Genomic DNA, 20,388 nt, shown 5'->3' on the forward strand with positions numbered 1-20,388 from the left:
CATGACTAATCACTCGGGAAATATTGTTTTAATCGAGGATGATGCGCAGATTCGTCGCTTCGTCTCCTCTGCCTTAGAAAGTGAATGTTTCACTGTTTACTCTAGTGAGACTGGTAAAAAGGGGGTGATTGAGATCGGCACAAGAAAACCAGATGCCGTTATTTTGGATTTAGGTTTGCCAGATATTGATGGTTTAGAGGTCATCCGAGAAACCAGAAATTGGAGCAATATCCCCATCATTATTTTATCGGCCCGCACACAAGAGCAAGAAAAGGTTGCCGCGTTGGACGCTGGCGCAGATGATTTTTTATCCAAACCGTTTGGTACGCAAGAGCTAATTGCAAGACTACGTGCGCAGTTGAGGCGCAGTAACATGGTGGGTGAAGTAAGTCATCACGGTATTTATGATTTTGGTAATATTAATGTGGATTTACCAAAAAGGCTCGTGACTAAGAATAATCAGCTCGTGCACCTTACCCCTATAGAGTTTCGGCTATTTTCAGAATTAATTAAAAATGCTGGTCGCGTAGTCACGCAACGACAGTTATTAAAAGAAGTTTGGGGTCCAAGTTATGTTGAGAATGAGCACTACCTTAGAATTTACATGAGTCACTTAAGACAAAAGTTAGAGGACGACCCAACGCAACCGGAACATTTCATTACTGAAATAGGCATCGGATTTAGATTCGTTTAATCGATCAAAAGGAGAGTCTGTTGACTCTCACAGTTAATGATTAGTTAAGTCCGCTTTGTCCCCAAGCAGCCACTTAATTGACTAATTGACAGTCACGTACTTAGCTGAGTTTTCTGAAGGCATTGCAATTAACGATACTTTCATTTCAGCGACTTCATCCATCGGTGTCCGCCCAAAGAAACGTTTGAATTCTCGGCTGAACTGAGAAATGCTTTCGTAGCCGACTTTTCGAGATGCGGTGGATGCGCTCATGCCGTCTTGTAACATATGTAGTCTAGCCTTATGAAGACGGGTTGTTTTGAGGTACTGTATCGGCGTTGTTGCTGTTAGGGCTTTAAAATGCGCATGGAATGCTGCTATGCTCATATTGGCATCTTCAGCCAAAGCAGATACGTTTAAGTCGCCTGCAAAATCGCTATGTATGCGTTTCAACGCTTTGCCTATCTTGCTGAAATGACTTTGTTGCATTAACACTTCTCGAATAGCTGCGCCTTGTTGCCCTGTGAGTACACGATAATAAATTTCCCGCATGATCGATGCGCCTAGAATTTCAGACTCTTGCTGCGAGGACAGCACTTCAAGTAGCCTTAAGATGGCATCTGATAGTTTGTCGTCCAATGCGGTGGAAACCATCCCTAATTGCGGAAACCCTAATTCTGAATTACCGGAATCTAGCGACAGTACTAATTCGGCAACCACAGCGAGATTAATGCGAATGGAGATTGCCAGCATAGGTTCTTCTATCGTGCCTATGGTTTCGCTTTCAAAAGGCAGGGGTAGAGATAGCACTAAAAATTGTTGCGGGTCATACTGAAACACCTGATCGCCAAGATATCCCAGTTTTTTTCCTTGTAATACAACGACAATGCTAGGTTCGTATAGCACCGGCATTCTAGCGATGTATCGATTAGCGCGCATAAACTTTACGCCATTCAAAATAGATAAGGTGTAGCCCTCGTTAGGCGCAAGTTTTAGTAGAAGGTCTATCATGGACTGCTGGCGTGTCATGGTTTACTCCAATTTGGCCTGTCATAAATGTGCAGTATATTAGGCATTAATTTATATTTAATGTCCATATTAGAATAGGAATAGGCAATATATAAAGAATTTTAGGCATTTTGTTCTTAATGGCGGAAATCTACACTTGCTGTTAGGTTCTTAAGCTACTGACACATGTAGAAAGTGACATTGGCAATGAACATTCGATTCGTTTTTTGAAAAGAGGGCATGATGCAAATCAGATACAAAGTATTGAGTGCGGTAATTCTTGCAACATTAGGTTTACATGCGGTTTCCAGTATGGCTGGCGCTGCAGATGTCGAGGCGAATTTAAGTAAACTCCATATGCCACCGGGTTTTAAAGTGGAGATCTATGCTGAGGTACCAGGTGCGCGACAAATGGCGCTTGGTACGAATGGCAATGTATATGTTGGCACGCGCGGAAATAACGTTTACGCCGTTGTCGATAAAAACAAGGACCACAAGGCAGATAAGGTTGTAGTGATGATGGATGACCTTAAAGTTGCGAATGGTGTCGCGATGTACAATGGCAATTTATATGTAGCAGAGCAAAGCAGAATCACACGTTATGCAGCGCCAGACTTTGACTTGAGCCTGCCATTTAAGCAAATGCGTGAAGTGATTTACGATAAACTTCCAGACAAGGCGCATCATGGCTGGCGCTATATTACATTTGGACCAGACAGTAAGCTTTACGTCACGGTTGGGGCCCCATGCAATATTTGTAATCCTGAAGGGGTTGAAGCCAGTATTATTCGCATGAATCCGGATGGCAGCAATGTAGAAACGTTTGCTAAAGGGGTTAGAAACTCTGTTGGCATGGATTTTCAACCGGGCACCAATGTCTTGCACTTTACCGACAATGGGGTGGATATGATGGGGGATGATATCCCCCATGATGAATTGAATGCAGCGCCCAAAAAAGACATGTACTTTGGCTTCCCATTCTTTGCGGGTGGAGAGGCTAGGCAGGCAGAGTGGAAAGACAAAACGCCGCCTAAAAATGTCGCTTTCCCAGCCACTGAGTTCCAAGCACATAGCGCTAATTTAGGGTTTAAATTTTATACTGGCAAACAGTTTCCAACCGAATATCAAAACAATGCCATCATTGCGCAGCATGGTTCATGGAATCGTTCTAAACCAGTAGGCTACCAGCTTATGCGTGTTACTTTTGATGACAAGCATCAAGTAAAAAGTAGCGAAGTCTTTATTGATGGCTGGTTAGCCAATGGTGAAATATGGGGACGCCCAAATGATGTATTGCAAATGCCAGATGGCTCGCTGCTTGTCTCTGATGATTATAATGACATCATTTACCGTGTCAGCTATGGTGAGCAATCCGCACCAGTTGCTAAGGCAGTGAATGGTTCAACCAAGACATTAACCGGTTTGCAAATGCCTGAGTCATCCATTGCCCACCCGGATGGTCGTGTGTTTATCACCGAAATTGGTGAGTTTGGTAAGAATGGTGATGGTAAAGTAACCATACTGAATACCGATGGCTCTACCAAGACACTTGCGGATGGTCTAGATGACCCCAAAGGCATTGATCTATTTAACAATCAGCTATACGTGGCCGATGTGAATCAGGTAGTGCGTGTTGGCTTAGATGGTAAAAAGACAGTCATCGCGAAACCAACTGACTTTCAGGATGCTCCAATCTTCCTGAACGATATTGAAATTGATGGTCTAGGTAATGTCTATGTCTCAGACAGTGGCGATGACAATGGCAAGCATGGGGCGATCTATAAAATCACGCCTGCTGGAAAAGTCATTCAAATCATCAATGATAAGTCAGGTATCAAACGCCCTAACGGCTTACTGATGGATGGCCCTAATAAACTATTGGTTGCCGATTTTGGTACTGGCAAGTTGTTTCAGGTTGCCTTTGATGGTGCGTCTAACAAACCAAAAGCAAAAGTCACGTTGCTGAATAGTGGATTTGGCGGTGCAGATGGGTTGGTTCGCGATACCAATGGTGTTTTATATGTCAGCGATTGGGCAAGCGGTAAGGTTTGGCAATTGAGCGAACCTAAAGCGACACCGCAATTACTCACAGAAGGTCATCAATCTGCAGCAGATATTTCATTGTCTATCGATGGGCAATTTATCCTGATGCCGGATATGAAAGCAGGGCAACTGGTGGTATTACCCATATCAAGCAAATAAAAAAAGGTAAGCATGTTTAATGTAGTTGGTATAGCTTTAAAACGTCCATACACGTTTGTGGTCATGGCCTTGTTGCTGCTCATTGCTGGCATACTGTCTGCGCTACGTAGTCCGGTAGATATCTTTCCGGAGATTCGTATTCCAGTGATTGCGGTGGCATGGCAATATGCTGGCTTGCCGCCAGATGACATGGCAGGGCGTATTACTACGCTATACCAACGCAGTCTCACTACTACTGTGAATGACATCGAACATATTGAAGCCAACTCTTATACTGGCTTTGGTATCGTTAAAATTTTCTTCCAACCAGGTGTAGATATTGCCACGGCAAATGCACAAGTAACGGCTATTTCACAAGTGGCGACACGCCAAATGCCAACGGGGACGACACCGCCCCTTATCATGAATTACAATGCGTCAACCGTCCCTATCTTGCAGATTGCTTTGTCTGGCAAAGGCCTTACTGAGCAGAATCTGGCTGACTTAGGGTTGAATGCGGTTCGTTTACGTTTAGTCACCGTGCCAGGGGCTGGGGTGCCGTTCCCTTATGGAGGCAAAAGCCGCCAGGTTCAAATTGATCTTGACCCATCAGCGATTCAAGCGCGCGGCCTTTCTGCACAAGATGTCTCTAACGCCTTGGCCGCGCATAACCTGATATTGCCTGTGGGCACACAAAAGATCGGCAGCATTGAGTACACGTTAAATCTCAATAACTCAGCAGTTGAAATTGATGACTTGGGAAGTTTGCCCGTCAAAGTCGTCAATGGTGCAACTGTGTATATCCGTGATGTTGCGCAGGTGCGTGATGGTAATCCACCTCAAACCAATATCGTGCATGTGGATGGCGGACGCTCGGTATTGATGACCATTCTTAAAAATGGTGCCACCTCTACACTGTCTATCGTATCTGGCATTAAAGACAAGCTCGAAGAAATCAAACCCACCTTGCCAGAGAATTTAATTGCTACGCCGATTAATGACCAATCGTTATTTGTACGTGCAGCCATCAAAGGCGTAGTGTTTGAAGGTGTGCTTGCTGCTGTCCTCACTAGCTTAATGGTATTGTTGTTTTTGGGGAGCTGGCGCTCTTCATTGATTATTGCAACTTCTATCCCGCTTTCAATATTGGGTGCCATCATTGCGCTTTCTGCCATTGGCGAAACGCTCAATATTATGACGCTGGGTGGTTTGGCGCTGGCAGTGGGTATATTGGTCGATGAAGCCACCGTGACGATTGAGAATATCAACTGGCACTTAGAGCAGGGCAAAGAGGTTGAAGCCTCTATCTTAGATGGCGCAGCACAAATCGTGACCCCAGCATTTGTGTCTCTATTGTGTATTTGTATCGTATTCGTCCCAATGTTTTTCTTAGAAGGCGTATCACGCTTCTTGTTTGTGCCAATGGCAGAAGCAGTGATGTTTGCAATGGTGACTTCGTTCATTTTGTCGCGAACGTTAGTACCAACGATGGCCAATTACTTACTTAAAAAGCATGCACCGCATACCGATCAAGATGGCACCGTAACATTACCAACCAGAAACCCTTTAGTGCATTTTCAACGTGGTTTTGAAGCGCGCTTTGAGCGTTTCCGCGCAGGTTATAAAGGCATATTAGAGCTGGCTGTCTCGCATCGCCGCATCTTTGTAATGGGCTTTCTGGCTGTCATCATGCTTTCATTTTTGCTGATTCCATTTCTTGGCCAAAACTTTTTCCCTACGGTAGACAGTGGACAGATATTAATGCACGCACGCGTGCCTGTGGGTACCCGTGTGGAAGATACCGCCATGCGATTCGCAAATATACAATCTGCAATAAAGAAAGTGATTCCAGCCGATGAGATCCTGACGATTGTAGACAATATTGGCATTCCGATTAGTAGTATCAATATGACTTATAACAACACAGGGCTGATAGGTGCGCAGGATGGCGATATACAGATTGCGCTGAAAGAACACCATGCGCCGACAGCCGACTATGTGCGTAAGCTGCGTGAAATCTTGCCAAAGCAATTCCCGGACACTACATTCTCTTTTCCGCCGGCAGATATCGTCAGCCAAATATTGAATTTTGGTTCGCCAGCGCCGATTGATTTACAGATTCGCGGGGGTAAGCTCGCCGATAATTTTGATTATGCCAACAAGCTATTGGCCAAAATTAAACTTGTGCCCGGCGTTGTCGATGCGCGCATTCAACAGTCACGCACTAGGCCTGTATTTGATATCAATCTTGATCGAACGCGCTCACAAGAGGTGGGCATTAGCACCAGAGACGTGACCAATAGTTTGGTGATTAATTTAGCCGGTAGTTCGCAGGTATCGCCCACATTTTGGCTAAATCCAACCAATGGCGTGTCTTATCCTATTGTGTTACAAACCCCGCAATATCATCTAGATAGCCTAAATGCTTTAGCTAATTTACCTATTAGTAGCGTAGGCGGTGCACCACAGACATTAGGGGCGTTGGCAACGTTTAAGCGTAATACCGGTAATGCGGTTGTCAGCCAATATGATATTCAAGCCATGGTCCAGATCAATGCCACTACACAAGACCGTGATTTAGGTGCCGTGGCGAAAGATATTCGGCAAATCATTGCTGATTCAGCAGACCACGTGCCTAAAGGTGCAACGGTCGCGTTATTGGGGCAAGTCAAAACCATGGATAGTGCGTTTTCTGGCTTGTTATATGGTTTGCTTGGTGCCATCGTATTGATTTACTTGCTGATTGTGGTGAATTTCCAATCATGGAGCGACCCATTTGTGATTATTACCGCGTTGCCAGCAGCACTGGCTGGTATTGTCTGGATGTTGTTTGTAACCTACACACCATTATCTGTACCGGCTTTAACTGGTGCCATTATGTGTATGGGGGTAGCTACTGCTAACAGCGTGCTAGTCATTAGCTTTGCGCGCGAACGACTCACGCAATTAGGGGATGCTACTGCAGCAGCGATTGACGCAGGTTTTGTGCGTTTTAGGCCTGTATTGATGACAGCGCTCGCAATGATTATTGGGATGACGCCAATGGCATTAGGTTTAGGCGAAGGAGGGGAGCAGAACGCCCCCTTGGGTCGTGCAGTGATTGGTGGCTTGATTTTTGCCACGGTTGCCACGCTGTTTTTTGTGCCTGTCGTATTCAGCATTGTGCACAGGCGCTATAACAATCAACTTAGTCACAAACAATCTGTACCCAATTCAACTGGAGAATTTCATGCAGTCTAATCACAAAACCTCTGGTCATAAATTATCCAACAATACTTTGCGCATTAGCGCTGTGCTCGTGGCTATTGTAGCAATAGCGCTTGTCGTCGTCGGCGTGACGACTCGCGCTAACCACTACGCCAACCTGAAAGCGCAGACGGATAAGCAAGCAGTGCCTACAGTGAGTGTCGGTTTGCCAGTGAATACGAGTGAAGGAGCGTCTACGCTAGCATTGCCAGGCAGGTTTGAAGCCTATGCGCGCGCGCCTATTTACGCGCGTGTGGGGGGCTATTTAAAAAACTGGAAGGCTGATATTGGTACGACAGTAAAGGCTGGGCAATTGCTAGGTGAAATCGAAACGCCGGATTTAGACCAAGAGTTACTGCAAGCCAGAGCCGATTTAGCCAGTGCACAAGCGAATGTTAGCCTAGCAGAAACGACAGCCAAACGCTGGCAAGAAATGTTAACCACACAGTCTATTGCTAAGCAGGAAGTGGACGAAAAAGTAGGGGATTACATCAGCAAACAAGCCATAGTAAAAGCAGCAGAGGCAAACGTGAACCGTTTGGTGGCGTTAAAAGGATTTGCGCGCATCGTTGCACCATTTGATGGCTCAGTGACTGCACGAAATACGGATACTGGCGCATTGATCAATGCTGGCAGCAGTACGGCACTCCCGTTGTTTGAGATTTCTGACACGCGTAAATTACGCTTGTATGTCAATATCCCGCAAAATTATGTCGCCAGTATTAAAGTGGGTACGCAGGCAAAAATTACCGTTCCTGAACACCAAGGAAAAACTTACACTGCAATCATTAACTCTACTTCAGGGTCTATTGATGCTGCCTCTGGCACTACTTTAGTACAGCTTTCTGTAAACAACGCTGCAGGTGAGTTATTGCCAGGCGGGTTTGCCAATGTCAATTTGGATTTGCCGAGCAATACAAGCTTGCTGAGTGTGTCCGCAAGCGCATTGATCTTTGATCAAGCTGGGTTACGCGTTGCGACTGTAGGCCCAGATAATAAGGTGATGCTAAAAGCGATTACTATTTCACGCGATTTTGGTAAAACCATCGAGCTGTATTCTGGTGTGGCGGCCAATGATCGTGTGATAGAAAATCCACCGGACGGTATTTCGAATGGCGATCTAGTTAATGTTGCAAAGACAATCTAAAACCATCTAGCGCATTATGCCTGATGAACAACCGCCATTTAGAGTGTTAAATGGTGGCCTAATTTGTTTTTTTTAGTCGCGAGATATCCTTGGTTTGAATCATTCAACTGCGTTTGAATCGGGATGAGTTGATTGACCAAAATGCCAAGTGATGCGAGCGACTCGCTTTTAGTTGGGTTGTTAGTCATCAATTTTATGGATTGGATATGCAATAATTTAAGTATGTTAGCTGCAACATCATAGCTTCGATTGTCTATTGGAAGTCCTAGCGCCAAATTCGCATCTACAGTATCTAAGCCTTTATCTTGCAACGCATAAGCGCGGATTTTATTGGGTAGGCCAATGGCTCTGCCTTCATGACCACGCAAGTAAATGATGATGCCTGCGCCTTCATCACGAATGCGCTGCTGGGCTAGTTTTAATTGGTCGCCGCAATCGCAGCGCGTAGATGAAAAAACATCTCCTGTCACGCATTCGGAATGGACTCTAGTCAGCACATCTTGTTTGCCTTCTAGGTCACCCATGACCAGTGCAATATGTTCTAAATCGGTGTCTGCGTCTTGATATACATGAATTTTGTAATTGCCAAACGCAGTAGGTAAATCAGAGGTTGAGAGTTGAATGATGTCGCTCATTATTTCGTTTTAATATGCTATCCAGTTGATTTGTCAGATTATCTGAGAGCGCTGATTGCCCCCATTTTAATTAATTTCGCTCTAATAATATTTCGGCTCACACCAAGTAGTTTTGCTGTTTGCACTTGATTATTGTGGCAATGATTATAAGCTGCTCTGACCAATGTGTCCTCAAAATGCTCATATAAATTACTTGAGTAGCTTAATGAAGGTGTTGTTGAGTAGTGACCTAGCGCTCTATGCTTGAGTTCAGATGGGGTTAATCTAAAGGAATATCTCTAGGAAAGTAGTGCAAACCATTTCGCTACATTAGATATATTTATATCGATATACTTGAGATGTATTAATTAGACGAGTTTATACTTCAGTACGCAGCCATGTGTGACGCTTTGAAGTTTAAACTATTAATTTATTGGATTATTACTGCGAATTAATCATTTAAGATTAACTGGCGTCCCCACGGGGATTCGAACCCCGGTCGCCTCCGTGAAAGGGAGGTGTCCTAGGCCTCTAGACGATGGGGACCTAAGAAATTACAACAACCGCATTTTACTATAAATCGTTCAATACTGACACGATTTATTCAAATTTATGGTGGAGGTAAGCGGGATCGAACCGCTGACCTCTTGCATGCCATGCAAGCGCTCTCCCAGCTGAGCTATACCCCCGATTACCCTATTTGGTACCACTAAATTTGGGTTCTTTGAAACTGCTTCAAATCAAAGAAGGCGCAATATTAAAGACGGGCAGAGTAGTTGTCAATGATTTTCTGCGATTAATATTAATTAACCACGAATGTTGGATTGCGCGGAAAATTGCAACAGATCTACTAGTGGCTGAGGTTGCCAACCTTCTTTGCGATGCTCTGCCACTACGTTGGTGAAAATGCCGCCACGTACATAGAATTTAGCAGTTACTCGCATGAATTTTGGTTGAGTCGCGGCAACGAGGTCATCCAACATGCTATTGGTCACGGCTTCATGAAAACAACCTTCATCACGGAATGACCACATATATAACTTGAGGCTCTTTAATTCAACACACAACTGGTCGGGAATGTAGTCCAGATAAATAATGGCAAAGTCAGGTTGACCGGTCTTAGGACACAGGCAGGTAAACTCTGGGATCTCCATGTGGATATGGAAGTCCCTACCTGGGTTTGGGTTGGGGAAAGTCTCCAGCTGTTTGCTAGGTTGCGCGGTAGGTTTAGCGCCTAAAGATTCGTTGTGCATAATGAAGAGCAGTTTTTGCGTTAAAAAAACGTTATTATAACGCTTAAAAATTAAACCATATTCATCAATCACGCTTTGCGCTTAACTCATTTAAAACTTGCCGGTTTCAAATCCTTTGTGGATCCAACGACCATTCACTTGCACGGCCAACGTGTCGGTGTGGTGGGGCCGAATGGCTGCGGAAAATCCAATGTCATGGAATCCGTGCGCTGGGTATTGGGCGAGTCTTCTGCCAAGGAAATGCGCGCAGATGCCATGGATGCCGTGATTTTTAATGGCTCATCTAATCGCAAACCTATTTCTCGCGCAAGTGTGGAGCTGATTTTCGATAATAGCTTAGGTGGCGCCAGCGGTGAGTGGAATCAATATGCTGAAATCTCAGTCAAACGTGTGATTGAGCGCGAAAAAGGCTCCAGTTACTACATCAACAATACCGCGGTGCGCAGGCGCGATGTAGCAGATCTGTTTCTTGGTACTGGGCTGGGTGGGCGTGCCTATGCGATTATAGGCCAAAATACAATTTCACGGATTGTTGAAGCCAAGCCAGAAGAGCTGCGTATCTTTTTGGAAGAAGCGGCTGGTATCAGCAAATACAAAGAGCGTAGACGTGAGACTGAGCTGCGCTTGCGTGATACCCGTGAGAACCTGACGCGCGTGGAAGACATTTGCCGCGAGTTGCAAAAGCAAATCAATAAGCTAGAAGTGCAGGCGGTAGTGGCGGAGCAGTTCCATCAGCTGCAAACTGCGCTAAAGCATGCAGACGGCCAGTTGTGGCTACTTAAAAAGCGTGATGCTGGGCGTGATTGGGATAAAGCAAAAACCAAAGTAGAGACTTTGGTGAATCAACTGGAAGCACAAATGGCAGCATTGCGTACCAGCGAGAGTCAGCTGGAAACTACGCGCCAAGCGCATTATTCTGCCAGTGAAGGCATTAACCAAGCGCAGGCAACCTATTACGAATCGAACGCCGAAGTAGCCAACCTTGAAAATCAACTCAAGCAGACCGAAGAAGCGCGTGAACGCATGCGCTTACAGTTGCAACAGCTACAATCTACACTTGAACGTAACGCACAGCAATATCAGGCATTGCAAGGGCAGCTCAGCCAAAAAATGTCAGAGCTGACGCAAGCAGAGCAATTGGCTAAGCAGGCAGATGAGGCATGGCGGCTGTTAACGCAAGGGCTGCCCGCCAAAGAGCAAGCGCTTAAGCAGGGCAACGAGCATGCAAATACAAGTCAACATACACTTGGGCAGGCTAGGCAGCGTATTCAGATTGAACAAAACAATGTGCAACATCTGACGCAAAGCCAGCAAGAGATTAAGCAGCGTATTGCGCAGTATCAACATACGCTGGCCAATCTGGTGAAACCAGATTTAACTGAACTGACCACGCATGAGACGCAGCAACAAGCTTTACAGAACGACATCCATGCGCGTGAGCAACTGATTCAGCAACTGGCGCAATCTGAGCTTGAGCATCAATCAGCCTTGCAGCAGCAACGTCAGGCATTGTTAGAAGCAGAGCGTACGTTACATCAGGCTGAAGCAGAAGCGCGCTCGTTAGAAAAGTTACAACAATCGCTGAATCAGGAATCCAAACTATCACAATGGTTGGCGCAAGCCGGCTTGCAGCAGCATGCGCGCTTGTGGCAAAAAATTCAGGTGGATCCAGCTTGGAGCACCGCGCTGGAATCCGTACTTGGCGCTAAATTAAATGCGCTCATGACTGATAAAGCCGCACAACAGCGTCCGCCAGGCGCTTTGGTGCTTGGTTTTGCAGCTAACCAGCAAGCAAAACCTTATGCGCACCAATCAGGATTAACGCCGTTGTTGTCATTGGTTACCAGCAAAGACGCCATGGTGATGGGCGTATTAAGTGATTGGCTGGCAGGTGTGTATGTGCTTGATCAAGCTGCATCACTCAATCAGGCATTAGCGTTGTTAACTTCGGGGGAGTCGCTAGTGAATGCATCTGGCGATATTTATACGCCACATAGCGTGACCTATCATGGTGTACAAAACCAATTGCAAGGCGTGTTGGAGCGGCAACAGCAACTGGAAACGATTCAACATGCGTTACCTAGTTTGCGTGAAGCAGTTGAGAGCGCAAAGCAAACGTTAATTGTTCAAGAGCAAAAAATTCAGAGTCTCAAACTAGAGCATCAACAAGAGAATGCACGCTTACGCCAATTCACTACGGAGCTACATACCACGCAATTAGCGGTATCGCGCTTAAAACAAGCGCATGAGAATGCGGTGCAGCGCGAATCCGCCGTCTTGCATGACATGCAAGCAGCGCAAACCAAGCAAGCTGAGTTGGTTGCTCAGATTGAGGTCAAGCAACAAGCTTTAAATCAACTCCGTGCGGAGATTCCACAACTTGAGCAACAGGCGGCATCGCAGTCGGAAGCCAAGCAACTTGCCGAAAGCACGTATTTTGCTTTGCGTGATGAGATTCAGCGTGCAGAGAAAAAACATCAAGAATGTGCATTCAATTTAAAATTATTAAATAATTTAATCAATGATTTAAATGATAAATTGAAAGTAAATTCAGAAGAAAAACAAGCGAGTTTACACCGCCAGACCGAAACGGAGTCGACATTAGCGTTGACGCCCATGGAAACGCTTAAAACCAATTTATTGGCGGCAGTGAATCAAAAGCAACTAGCCGAGGCCGCATTGGCTAATGCGCGTAATCATTTAGCAGAGCAAGAACAAACATTGCAAGCACAGGAAAGATTGCGCATGCAAAATGAGCAGCAATTGCACCCGATGCGTGATGCGTTGGAACAAAGCCGGCTTAAAGAGCAAGAGGCGCGCCTATATTTTGAGCAATGCATGACTGGGTTGCAAGAAAATGGCTTAGCAGAAGCGCATTTGGCCGAGGGGCTCCCAGAGCAAACAAAAGCCAGCGAGCTTGCCAATAAAACCATGCAATTGCAACGCGACATTGACGCTTTAGGCGCTGTCAATTTGGCTGCTATTCATGAACTGGCTACTGAAAAAGAGCGCAAAGTATATTTGGATAGCCAAATGCAGGATTTGCTACAAGCCAGCGAAACACTGGATGATGCAATTCGTAAAATTGATAAAGAAACGCGCGGTAAACTACAAGCCACGTTTGATGAGGCAAACCGCAATTTTAATGAGTTATTTAATGTGCTGTTTGGCGGTGGTCAAGCCAAGTTGGAGTTGCTAGGCGAGGAAATTCTCGACACAGGTATTCAAGTCTTTGCGCAACCGCCCGGCAAAAAAAATACGACGATTCAATTGCTTTCCGGCGGTGAAAAAGCACTGACAGCCATGGCCTTGGTGTTTGCATTGTTTAGACTCAATCCGGCGCCATTCTGCTTGATGGATGAGGTAGATGCGCCACTGGACGATAGTAATACCGAGCGTTTTTGTAGTTTGGTCAAAAAGATGTCCGAGCGCACACAGTTTTTATTTGTGTCACACAATAAAATCACCATGGAAATGGCGCAGCAACTGATTGGTGTGACAATGCAAGAGTCCGGTGTTTCTAGAGTTGTAGACGTGGATATTGATGCTGCCATGCGCATGCAAGCTGCGTAGTCTAGGCTTTTAGGAGTATCATATGGGTAGTTTAATGGTTAGGTATAAATAGTAGATGTCAGATTTGCTCATCATTTTAGTAGTATTGGGTGCGCTGATTGTGGTTGGTGTGTTGGCATTCAATTGGTGGCAAGAAAAAAAATACAAAAGCCGCATCGCTAATGATTTTAAGCCATCCAAGCGCGATGTGTTGATTGAAGATTTTCAGTTAAACACAGAAAACTTACGTCAAGCGCAAGCAAAGTCTGCCATTAAGCAGAAACTTGAGCCGAGTATCGATGAATTTTCGCAGCATGGCATCGCACAGCGTAAAGAGCCGGTATTTGAACACTCCTTGTCGGACTTGTCAGATACTTCCCATGAAGTGACTACAGCCACGCTTGAGGCGGATACGCAGCTATCTGTCGAGGATATTGCATTGGAAGACATTGAAGCGTTTGGCGGCACAAGCCAATACACGCAAAATGAGCCAGCCACGCCTGATAAAGAAGAAACCACGCTAGATAAAACACCCGCCTATGTGATGGAAGAAGTCTCCATGCCATCTGAGTTGCATGCGCAGATTGATTTGATTGCGTTTTTATATGCAGCAATCCCTATCGCACAAGCCAAAGTAGTTGGCTTGGAGACGCAATTTAAAGAATTTTCTGAGCATATTTTTGCGTTTGGATTAACCACAGATGATGCGTGGATTCTGATTGATGAAGCCAAACCGGAACAAAACTTCACGCAATTAGCCTATAGCCTGCAATTGGCCGATAGAGGCGGGCCGGTAACACGTGCCACGCTCAATCGCTTTCAACACATGGTAGAAACCATTGGTTTAGATTTAAGCGCGCATGTGGAGTGGCAGGGGGCAGGCGATCCGCTAAATAATGCGATGTCACTAGATCAGTTCTGTATTGAAGTCGATAAAACGGTGGGGTTTCATTTGTTAGCCAACAACGGCGCTAGTTTCCACGCCACTAAATTGCGCGGCTTAGTGGAAGCGCAAGGCTTGCAATTAGGCAATGACGGACGCTTTCACCACCTACAAACGGTAAAGCCACATCAGCTAGAGTTTGCCATCAAAAACTATGAAGGCAATGCATTTAGCGCGGAAATGCTTAAATCGTCGGTGATGCATGGCATTACATTTCAACTGGATATTCCCACAGCAAAAAATAGTGCGGATGTCTTTGATAACATGGTGCAAATTGCAAAACACATTGCCAAAAGCTTGGATGCCAGCATCGTGGATGATAACCGCAAAGTGTTGGGTGATATTCAGCTGGAAAAAATTCGCCAGCAACTGAAAGTCATTAATGCCACCATGATTGCTAAAGGCATCATCCCAGGTAGCACACACGCCTTACGTTTATTCTCATAAGTACTGCAATGACGACCGCGCTCACGAAAGAACAGGCGAGTGCTGAGATTTCAGCTTTAAAAACGCAACTCGCACAATACGATTACCATTATTACGTTCTAGATGCGCCGCTAGTTTCCGATAGCGAATACGATGGCTTGTATCGCCAACTTACTGCGCTGGAAACAGCGTATCCAGAACTAGTCACACCCGATTCACCCTCCCAGCGCGTCAGTGGCACAGCATCCTCGGCTTTTCAGAGTGTGCAACATCGGCAAGCCATGCTATCACTCAATAATGCATTTGCCGATGATGAGCTTGTTGCCTTTGATAAACGCATTACAGAAGCGTTGGATACCTCGAAAATTGCCTACGCTGTTGAGCCGAAATTTGATGGCTTAGCCATCACACTTACCTATGAAAATGGGTTGTTTGTGCAGGGCGCTACCCGTGGTGATGGCTATACCGGTGAAAATGTTACACACAATTTGCGTACCATACGCGCTATCCCTGCCAAATTAGCCACTCAGCAGCCACCAGCGTTGTTAGAAGTACGCGGTGAGGTGTTGATGCTGAAACGTGATTTTGAACGCCTAAATCAAGCGCAAGAGGCGCAAGGCGGCAAACTGTTTGCCAACCCTAGGAATGCAGCAGCAGGTAGCTTGCGCCAACTGGATCCTCGCATTACCGCAACACGTCCATTACATTTTTTTGCGTACGGCTTAGGTGAGGCGATTGGTACGCCCAATTTCACCTCACATAGCCAAGCCATGCAGTATTTGGCTGATATGCATTTTCCGGTCAGCGATTTACGGGCTGTGAAACAAGGCGTAGATGGCTTGCGCGAATACTACGCGAGTATTGGTACCAAAAGAGCGACATTGCCTTTTGATATCGATGGCGTGGTATATAAAGTCGATGCATTTGAGCAGCAGGCCGCATTAGGGTTTGTATCACGCGCACCGCGCTGGGCCATTGCGCATAAGTTTCCAGCAGAAGAAGCCACGACGATTGTGGATGATATTACTGTACAAGTAGGCAGAACGGGCGCCATTACGCCAGTCGCACGTTTAAAGCCTGTGTTTGTCGGTGGTGTTACCGTCACCAATGCCACGTTGCACAATGAAGACGAATTAAGGCGCAAAGATATTTATATTGGCGATACCGTGATTGTGCGCAGGGCAGGGGATGTTATTCCGGAGGTCGTTGCTTCTATTCCGGAAAAGCGCCCGGCACATGCACGTTTGTTTGTCATGCCTACCGTTTGCCCGGAATGTGGCTCACATATTGAGCGGCTGCAAGATGAAGCTGTAGCGCGTTGTACCGGCGGCTTGTTTTGTCCTGCACAGCGTAAACAAGCAATCACCCACTTTGCATCACGGCGCGCCATGGATATTGAAGGCTTGGGCGAAAAGTTGGTAGACCAACTGGTAGAAGCCAATCTAGTGCATCGTTTGGATGATATTTATCGCTTAGATGTCGCCACTTTGGCAAACCTTGAGCGTATGGCACAGAAGTCTGCGCAAAACGTGGTGGATGCGATACAACATAGCAAGCAAACCACGTTAGCGCGCTTTATCTATGCGTTAGGCATACGTAACGTGGGTGAGGCCACCGCCAAAGACTTGTCTCAGCACTTTGGTCAATTAAGTACGTTAATCACAGCCAATCTTGAGCAGTTGCTGCAAGTCAATGATGTAGGCCCGATTGTGGCAGAAGCTATTTTGCAGTTTTTTTCAGAGCCACATAACACCGCAGTAATTGCATCTATGCAGGCAATGGGCGTGACTTGGCCTGAACACGAAGGCAAAAAAACGCCTTCTGGAGCGCTGATGAATCAAACATTTGTGCTGACAGGTACTTTGCCCACTATGTCTCGCGATGCAGCGAAAGCATTGATAGAAGCGGCGGGTGGCAAGGTCAGTGGTAGCGTCTCTAAAAAAACGCATTATGTAGTGGCGGGAGCAGATGCAGGCAGTAAGTTAGAAAACGCGTTAACACTAGGCATCACCGTGCTGGATGAAGCTGGATTGATTGCGTTGCTGGCCGATGCCGAACAACAAGCTGCAACTATTCACCTAGATAACAAGTCAGATGAGCAGGCAATAATAAGCGAAACACAAGCAGGCATACAGAAAGCTTTATTTTAAAAATGACAAAACTACAAACAACATTAAATTTAAGTGTTATCACATTGTTATTATTGACTTTTAATGTCAATTCCGCAGAGGTGGATCCGCAAATCATTGCCTGTAATAGCGCATTGAATAATCAACAATATGAGTCTGCTATTACAAAAGCAAACGTCGCGATCAAACAAAAAAACTTAGCGGCACAAGGCATGATGTGTAAAGGGCGTGCTTTGTTGGCGATGGGTAAAACAGAGGAAGCAAAAGCCGAATTTACATTGGCGGATAAAAAAGCATCGAATGATTTTGACAAAACAGTTGCCAATTTATTGTTAGGCAATTTGCACAAAAACCAGCAGCAGTACCAAGAAGCCATCAAGTTATACGAAGCTAGTTTGGCATTTGCACAAAAAGACGATAATCGTAATTACACACGCGTTAGCTACAATCTTATAGGTGAAACCTACGGCTTATTAGCCAATCATGAGATGGCTTTAAAATACCTTGAAGAGGGTGAAAAGCTTGCAATGAATGATAATGAGCGTGCGGATAGTTATGAGCGCCTTGCCGCAAACTACCAAGCGCAGCAGCAGTTTGATCAGGCGATTACGTACCAAATTAAAGGCATTACCATGCAGAAAAAAGCTGGTACATTAGACCAATATGCAGAAGCCAATCTCACCTTGGGCCAGTTGTATACACAAAATAAAGATTTTATTAACGCAGAAGCAACCTTCGCCAAACTCATTCAGTTTAGCCAAGAAAATGGTGGTGCTTATTACGAAGCTAAAACCAACATTTATTTGGCACAAGCCAAATTAGCGCAAGGTGATAGCGCAACTGCCAAACAGCTATTTGAGCAAGCAAAGACTATCGCAGATAAGATCCAAGCGACTGATTTAACAGCGCTTATCGAAACATCACAAAAAAAATGATTATCAGCCCGTAAGTCTGCTCTGTAAATCACGACTAAGGTGTAAGCACATTAACATTTAAGGTGATTTAGCATGATTCTAGACAACAACAAACGTAACCCAAGTCAGATACAACCATCGGAAATCACACCACGCGAAGTGTTTGAGGATCGCCGCCACTTTATTAAAGCCGCTGGTGCTGGGCTGATCGCTGGTGCAATTGCTAGCACACAAGCCACCAAAGTGATTGCAGGTGAAATCAAAACAGATGCTAACGCCAAAAAGCCAGCAGCCAAAACTGGTGCCACACAAAAGACTCTCACATTTAAGAAAACCGCTTATGGAGAGGGTGAGAAGCTTACCAAGTTTGAAGACGTCACCACCTACAACAATTACTATGAGTTTGGCACAGACAAGTCAGACCCAGCCACCCACTCCACGTTATTTAAACCACGCCCTTGGAGCATCAGCATTGAAGGGGCGGTTAAAAAAGCCAAAACCATCTCCATAGAAGACTTATTGAAACTCGCACCACTGGAAGAGCGCATCTATAGAATGCGCTGTGTGGAGGGGTGGTCTATGGTGATTCCCTGGGTGGGTTTGCCGCTGGCCAGTCTAATTAAATGGGCAGAACCCACTGGCAATGCCAAGTATATCGAATTCATTTCCGCTAACGATGCATTAACGATGCCTGGTGTGCGTGTACCGGTGTTGGATTGGCCCTATGTGGAAGGGTTGCGTATGGACGAAGCCAATCATCCGCTGACGTTACTGGCCGTTGGTTTGTATGGCGAGGTACTGCCCAACCAAAATGGCGCACCGGTGCGCTTAGTTACGCCTTGGAAATATGGATTTAAAGGCGCTAAAGCCATTGTCAAAATCCGCTTTGTAGAAAAAATGCCGGTCACCACTTGGGTAAAAACTGGTCCCAGTGAGTATGGATTTTATGCCAATGTAAATCCATTTGTGGATCACCCGCGTTGGACACAATCCTCCGAAAAGCGCATTGGCGCTGGCCTGTTTGCTGGCCGCATTAAAACAGAAATGTTTAATGGATATCCGGAAGTAGGGCAGATGTACGCTGGCATGGACCTTAGAAAGTACTTTTAGTCATGTATGCGCAACGTGTCTTTTACGCCAAGTGTTTGATTTGGGTATTTGCCTTTATACCCATCCTTCGCTTAGTTTGGTTGGGCGTGAACGATGATTTAACAGCTAACCCAGTTGAATTTGTAGAGCGTTCCACAGGTACTTGGGCATTGGTATTTTTACTGCTGAGTTTAAGCATGACGCCAATTCGACTGCTCACTAAACAGGTCTGGCAAATTCAATTGCGTCGCTTATTGGGCTTATGGATGTTTGCTTATGCCTGCTTGCATATCACCACCTATGTTTGGCTGGATTACGGCTTTGTTTGGGCGGATATCGCCAAAGACATTATTAAACATCCCTACGTGATTGTTGGATTTACGGCGTATTTGCTGACCATACCACTGGCGCTGACTTCTAACAGCGCTATGATTAAACGCTTGAAAAGTAAGTGGAAGACACTGCATCAAGCGGTTTACCTGATTAGCATATTGGTTATATTGCATTTTTGGTGGTTGGTTAAAAAAGATGTCACAGAGCCCTTTTACTATGCAGCCGTTCTGTGCATATTGCTGGGTATCCGCGTTTATTACAAAGCCATCGCTTCAAAAAATAAGTTGTAAGGTTTGGCGCAGTGTTGCGACCAATCAATACATTATTGATTAGGAGCCAACATGCAAGCCATCACAAAACTATCCGCGTTCTATCAGGCAGTGACCCAAGTGCTTAATGGCATCGGCACATGGTTACCCCAAACCATTTTGAGGCTGTTTATCGCTTGGGAGTTTTCAGAAGCGGGCTTTGAAAAACTGCATGGTACGAATTGGTTTGCTGATATTGCATTCCCGTTTCCGTTTAACTTATTACCACCAGATATCAGTTGGGCTGTTGCCACTTTTTTTGAAATTATTGGCGCCGCTGCGATTGCATTTGGTCTAGCAACACGTTTCTTTGCTGTTTCATTATTCATATTAACCATCGTGGCGATTGCTAGTGTGCATTGGCCGAGTGAGTGGCATTCATTAGGTGAGCTGCTGATGGGGTATCGATTTTCTGACAAAGCAGGGGATGGCTTGGGCAACTACAAATTACCGCTGATTTATCTGATTGCATTGGTGCCATTGATTTTCAGTGGCGCAGGAAAATTCAGTGTTGATTATTTGCTACATAAATATGTGTACAAACAACGCACATAAGCGGTTATCTGATTTCA

At 45.4% G+C, this 20,388-nt stretch carries 14 protein-coding genes, 2 tRNA genes and 1 pseudogene; 11 read left to right on the forward strand and 6 right to left on the reverse strand.

Annotated features, from left to right (window positions below; all coding sequences use genetic code 11):
* Nucleotide 1: 1 nt before the first annotated feature.
* The gene (kdpE, locus tag A3Q3_RS0102205) at nucleotides 2-694 is read left to right on the forward strand and encodes a two-component system response regulator KdpE (RefSeq protein ID WP_020181936.1); all 693 of its coding nucleotides are present in this window, start codon (nucleotides 2-4) and stop codon (nucleotides 692-694) included.
* Between the two features lie 81 nt (nucleotides 695-775).
* Here kdpE and A3Q3_RS0102210 read toward each other — a convergent pair whose 3' ends face one another.
* On the reverse strand, nucleotides 776-1,702 hold the full coding sequence (locus tag A3Q3_RS0102210; protein ID WP_020181937.1) for an AraC family transcriptional regulator: 927 nt from the start codon (nucleotides 1,700-1,702) through the stop codon (nucleotides 776-778).
* A gap of 219 nt (nucleotides 1,703-1,921) precedes the next feature.
* Here A3Q3_RS0102210 and A3Q3_RS0102215 point away from each other — a divergent pair, with 219 nt between their 5' ends.
* Genes A3Q3_RS0102215 through A3Q3_RS0102225 form a run of 3 tightly spaced genes read left to right on the forward strand, consistent with a single transcriptional unit; the run spans nucleotide 1,922 to nucleotide 8,255 of the window.
* On the forward strand, nucleotides 1,922-3,883 hold the full coding sequence (locus A3Q3_RS0102215) for an SMP-30/gluconolactonase/LRE family protein (RefSeq protein WP_232418332.1): 1,962 nt from the start codon (nucleotides 1,922-1,924) through the stop codon (nucleotides 3,881-3,883).
* Nucleotides 3,884-3,895: 12 nt separating this feature from the next.
* On the forward strand, nucleotides 3,896-7,102 hold the full coding sequence (locus A3Q3_RS0102220; RefSeq protein ID WP_020181939.1) for an efflux RND transporter permease subunit: 3,207 nt from the start codon (nucleotides 3,896-3,898) through the stop codon (nucleotides 7,100-7,102).
* The gene (locus A3Q3_RS0102225) at nucleotides 7,092-8,255 is read left to right on the forward strand and encodes an efflux RND transporter periplasmic adaptor subunit (RefSeq protein ID WP_020181940.1); all 1,164 of its coding nucleotides are present in this window, start codon (nucleotides 7,092-7,094) and stop codon (nucleotides 8,253-8,255) included. The genes A3Q3_RS0102220 and A3Q3_RS0102225 overlap by 11 nt, the downstream gene beginning before the upstream one ends.
* 38 nt (nucleotides 8,256-8,293) lie before the next feature.
* Here A3Q3_RS0102225 and ribA read toward each other — a convergent pair whose 3' ends face one another.
* The 5 genes and pseudogenes from ribA to queF form a co-directional block, all read right to left on the reverse strand.
* Nucleotides 8,294-8,890: a GTP cyclohydrolase II gene (gene ribA / locus A3Q3_RS0102230; protein ID WP_020181941.1), complete on the reverse strand. Its 597-nt coding sequence runs from the start codon at nucleotides 8,888-8,890 to the stop codon at nucleotides 8,294-8,296.
* A gap of 38 nt (nucleotides 8,891-8,928) precedes the next feature.
* Nucleotides 8,929-9,057 (reverse strand): annotated as a pseudogene (locus A3Q3_RS14260) (helix-turn-helix domain-containing protein); the annotation flags it as partial.
* A gap of 282 nt (nucleotides 9,058-9,339) precedes the next feature.
* A tRNA-Glu gene (locus A3Q3_RS0102235) sits at nucleotides 9,340-9,415 on the reverse strand.
* 67 nt (nucleotides 9,416-9,482) lie between these two features.
* Nucleotides 9,483-9,558 (reverse strand) — tRNA-Ala (locus A3Q3_RS0102240).
* Nucleotides 9,559-9,675: 117 nt separating this feature from the next.
* Nucleotides 9,676-10,122 carry a preQ(1) synthase gene (queF, locus tag A3Q3_RS0102245; protein ID WP_026361699.1) on the reverse strand — a complete coding sequence of 149 codons (447 nt, stop codon included), beginning with the start codon at nucleotides 10,120-10,122 and terminating at the stop codon, nucleotides 9,676-9,678.
* Nucleotides 10,123-10,197: 75 nt separating this feature from the next.
* Here queF and smc point away from each other — a divergent pair, with 75 nt between their 5' ends.
* The 7 genes from smc to A3Q3_RS0102280 all read left to right on the forward strand — a co-directional run bounded on the left by smc (nucleotide 10,198) and on the right by A3Q3_RS0102280 (nucleotide 20,371).
* Nucleotides 10,198-13,695: a chromosome segregation protein SMC gene (gene smc / locus A3Q3_RS0102250; RefSeq protein ID WP_020181943.1), complete on the forward strand. Its 3,498-nt coding sequence runs from the start codon at nucleotides 10,198-10,200 to the stop codon at nucleotides 13,693-13,695.
* A gap of 55 nt (nucleotides 13,696-13,750) precedes the next feature.
* Nucleotides 13,751-15,064, forward strand: coding sequence for a cell division protein ZipA C-terminal FtsZ-binding domain-containing protein (locus A3Q3_RS0102255; RefSeq protein ID WP_020181944.1), 1,314 nt, complete (start codon nucleotides 13,751-13,753; stop codon nucleotides 15,062-15,064).
* Between the two features lie 8 nt (nucleotides 15,065-15,072).
* Nucleotides 15,073-17,193 carry an NAD-dependent DNA ligase LigA gene (gene ligA / locus A3Q3_RS0102260; RefSeq protein ID WP_020181945.1) on the forward strand — a complete coding sequence of 707 codons (2,121 nt, stop codon included), beginning with the start codon at nucleotides 15,073-15,075 and terminating at the stop codon, nucleotides 17,191-17,193.
* Nucleotides 17,194-17,195: 2 nt separating this feature from the next.
* Entirely contained in the window at nucleotides 17,196-18,107 is a 912-nt protein-coding gene (locus tag A3Q3_RS0102265; protein ID WP_020181946.1) for a lipopolysaccharide assembly protein LapB, read from the forward strand.
* A gap of 72 nt (nucleotides 18,108-18,179) precedes the next feature.
* A complete protein-coding gene (msrP, locus tag A3Q3_RS0102270) occupies nucleotides 18,180-19,196 on the forward strand; it encodes a protein-methionine-sulfoxide reductase catalytic subunit MsrP (protein WP_020181947.1) in 1,017 nt (338 codons plus the stop codon).
* 2 nt (nucleotides 19,197-19,198) lie between these two features.
* Nucleotides 19,199-19,798, forward strand: a complete 600-nt coding sequence (locus A3Q3_RS0102275) for a sulfite oxidase heme-binding subunit YedZ (protein ID WP_020181948.1) — start codon at nucleotides 19,199-19,201, stop codon at nucleotides 19,796-19,798.
* Between the two features lie 51 nt (nucleotides 19,799-19,849).
* Entirely contained in the window at nucleotides 19,850-20,371 is a 522-nt protein-coding gene (locus A3Q3_RS0102280) for a DoxX family protein (protein ID WP_020181949.1), read from the forward strand.
* Nucleotides 20,372-20,388: the final 17 nt, after the last annotated feature.

Source organism: Methylotenera sp. 1P/1 (assembly GCF_000384355.1).
GTDB lineage: Bacteria > Pseudomonadota > Gammaproteobacteria > Burkholderiales > Methylophilaceae > Methylophilus.

Coding starts and splice junctions, on each gene's coding strand:
- queF (WP_026361699.1), bottom strand. CDS start 10,122: ATGCACAACGAATCTTTAGGCGCTAAACCTACCGCGCAACCTAGCAAA.
- A3Q3_RS0102210 (WP_020181937.1), bottom strand. CDS start 1,702: ATGACACGCCAGCAGTCCATGATAGACCTTCTACTAAAACTTGCGCCT.
- msrP (WP_020181947.1), top strand. CDS start 18,180: ATGATTCTAGACAACAACAAACGTAACCCAAGTCAGATACAACCATCG.
- kdpE (WP_020181936.1), top strand. CDS start 2: ATGACTAATCACTCGGGAAATATTGTTTTAATCGAGGATGATGCGCAG.
- ribA (WP_020181941.1), bottom strand. CDS start 8,890: ATGAGCGACATCATTCAACTCTCAACCTCTGATTTACCTACTGCGTTT.
- A3Q3_RS0102215 (WP_232418332.1), top strand. CDS start 1,922: ATGATGCAAATCAGATACAAAGTATTGAGTGCGGTAATTCTTGCAACA.
- A3Q3_RS0102255 (WP_020181944.1), top strand. CDS start 13,751: ATGTCAGATTTGCTCATCATTTTAGTAGTATTGGGTGCGCTGATTGTG.
- A3Q3_RS0102225 (WP_020181940.1), top strand. CDS start 7,092: ATGCAGTCTAATCACAAAACCTCTGGTCATAAATTATCCAACAATACT.
- A3Q3_RS0102265 (WP_020181946.1), top strand. CDS start 17,196: ATGACAAAACTACAAACAACATTAAATTTAAGTGTTATCACATTGTTA.
- A3Q3_RS0102275 (WP_020181948.1), top strand. CDS start 19,199: ATGTATGCGCAACGTGTCTTTTACGCCAAGTGTTTGATTTGGGTATTT.
- A3Q3_RS0102280 (WP_020181949.1), top strand. CDS start 19,850: ATGCAAGCCATCACAAAACTATCCGCGTTCTATCAGGCAGTGACCCAA.
- A3Q3_RS0102220 (WP_020181939.1), top strand. CDS start 3,896: ATGTTTAATGTAGTTGGTATAGCTTTAAAACGTCCATACACGTTTGTG.
- ligA (WP_020181945.1), top strand. CDS start 15,073: ATGACGACCGCGCTCACGAAAGAACAGGCGAGTGCTGAGATTTCAGCT.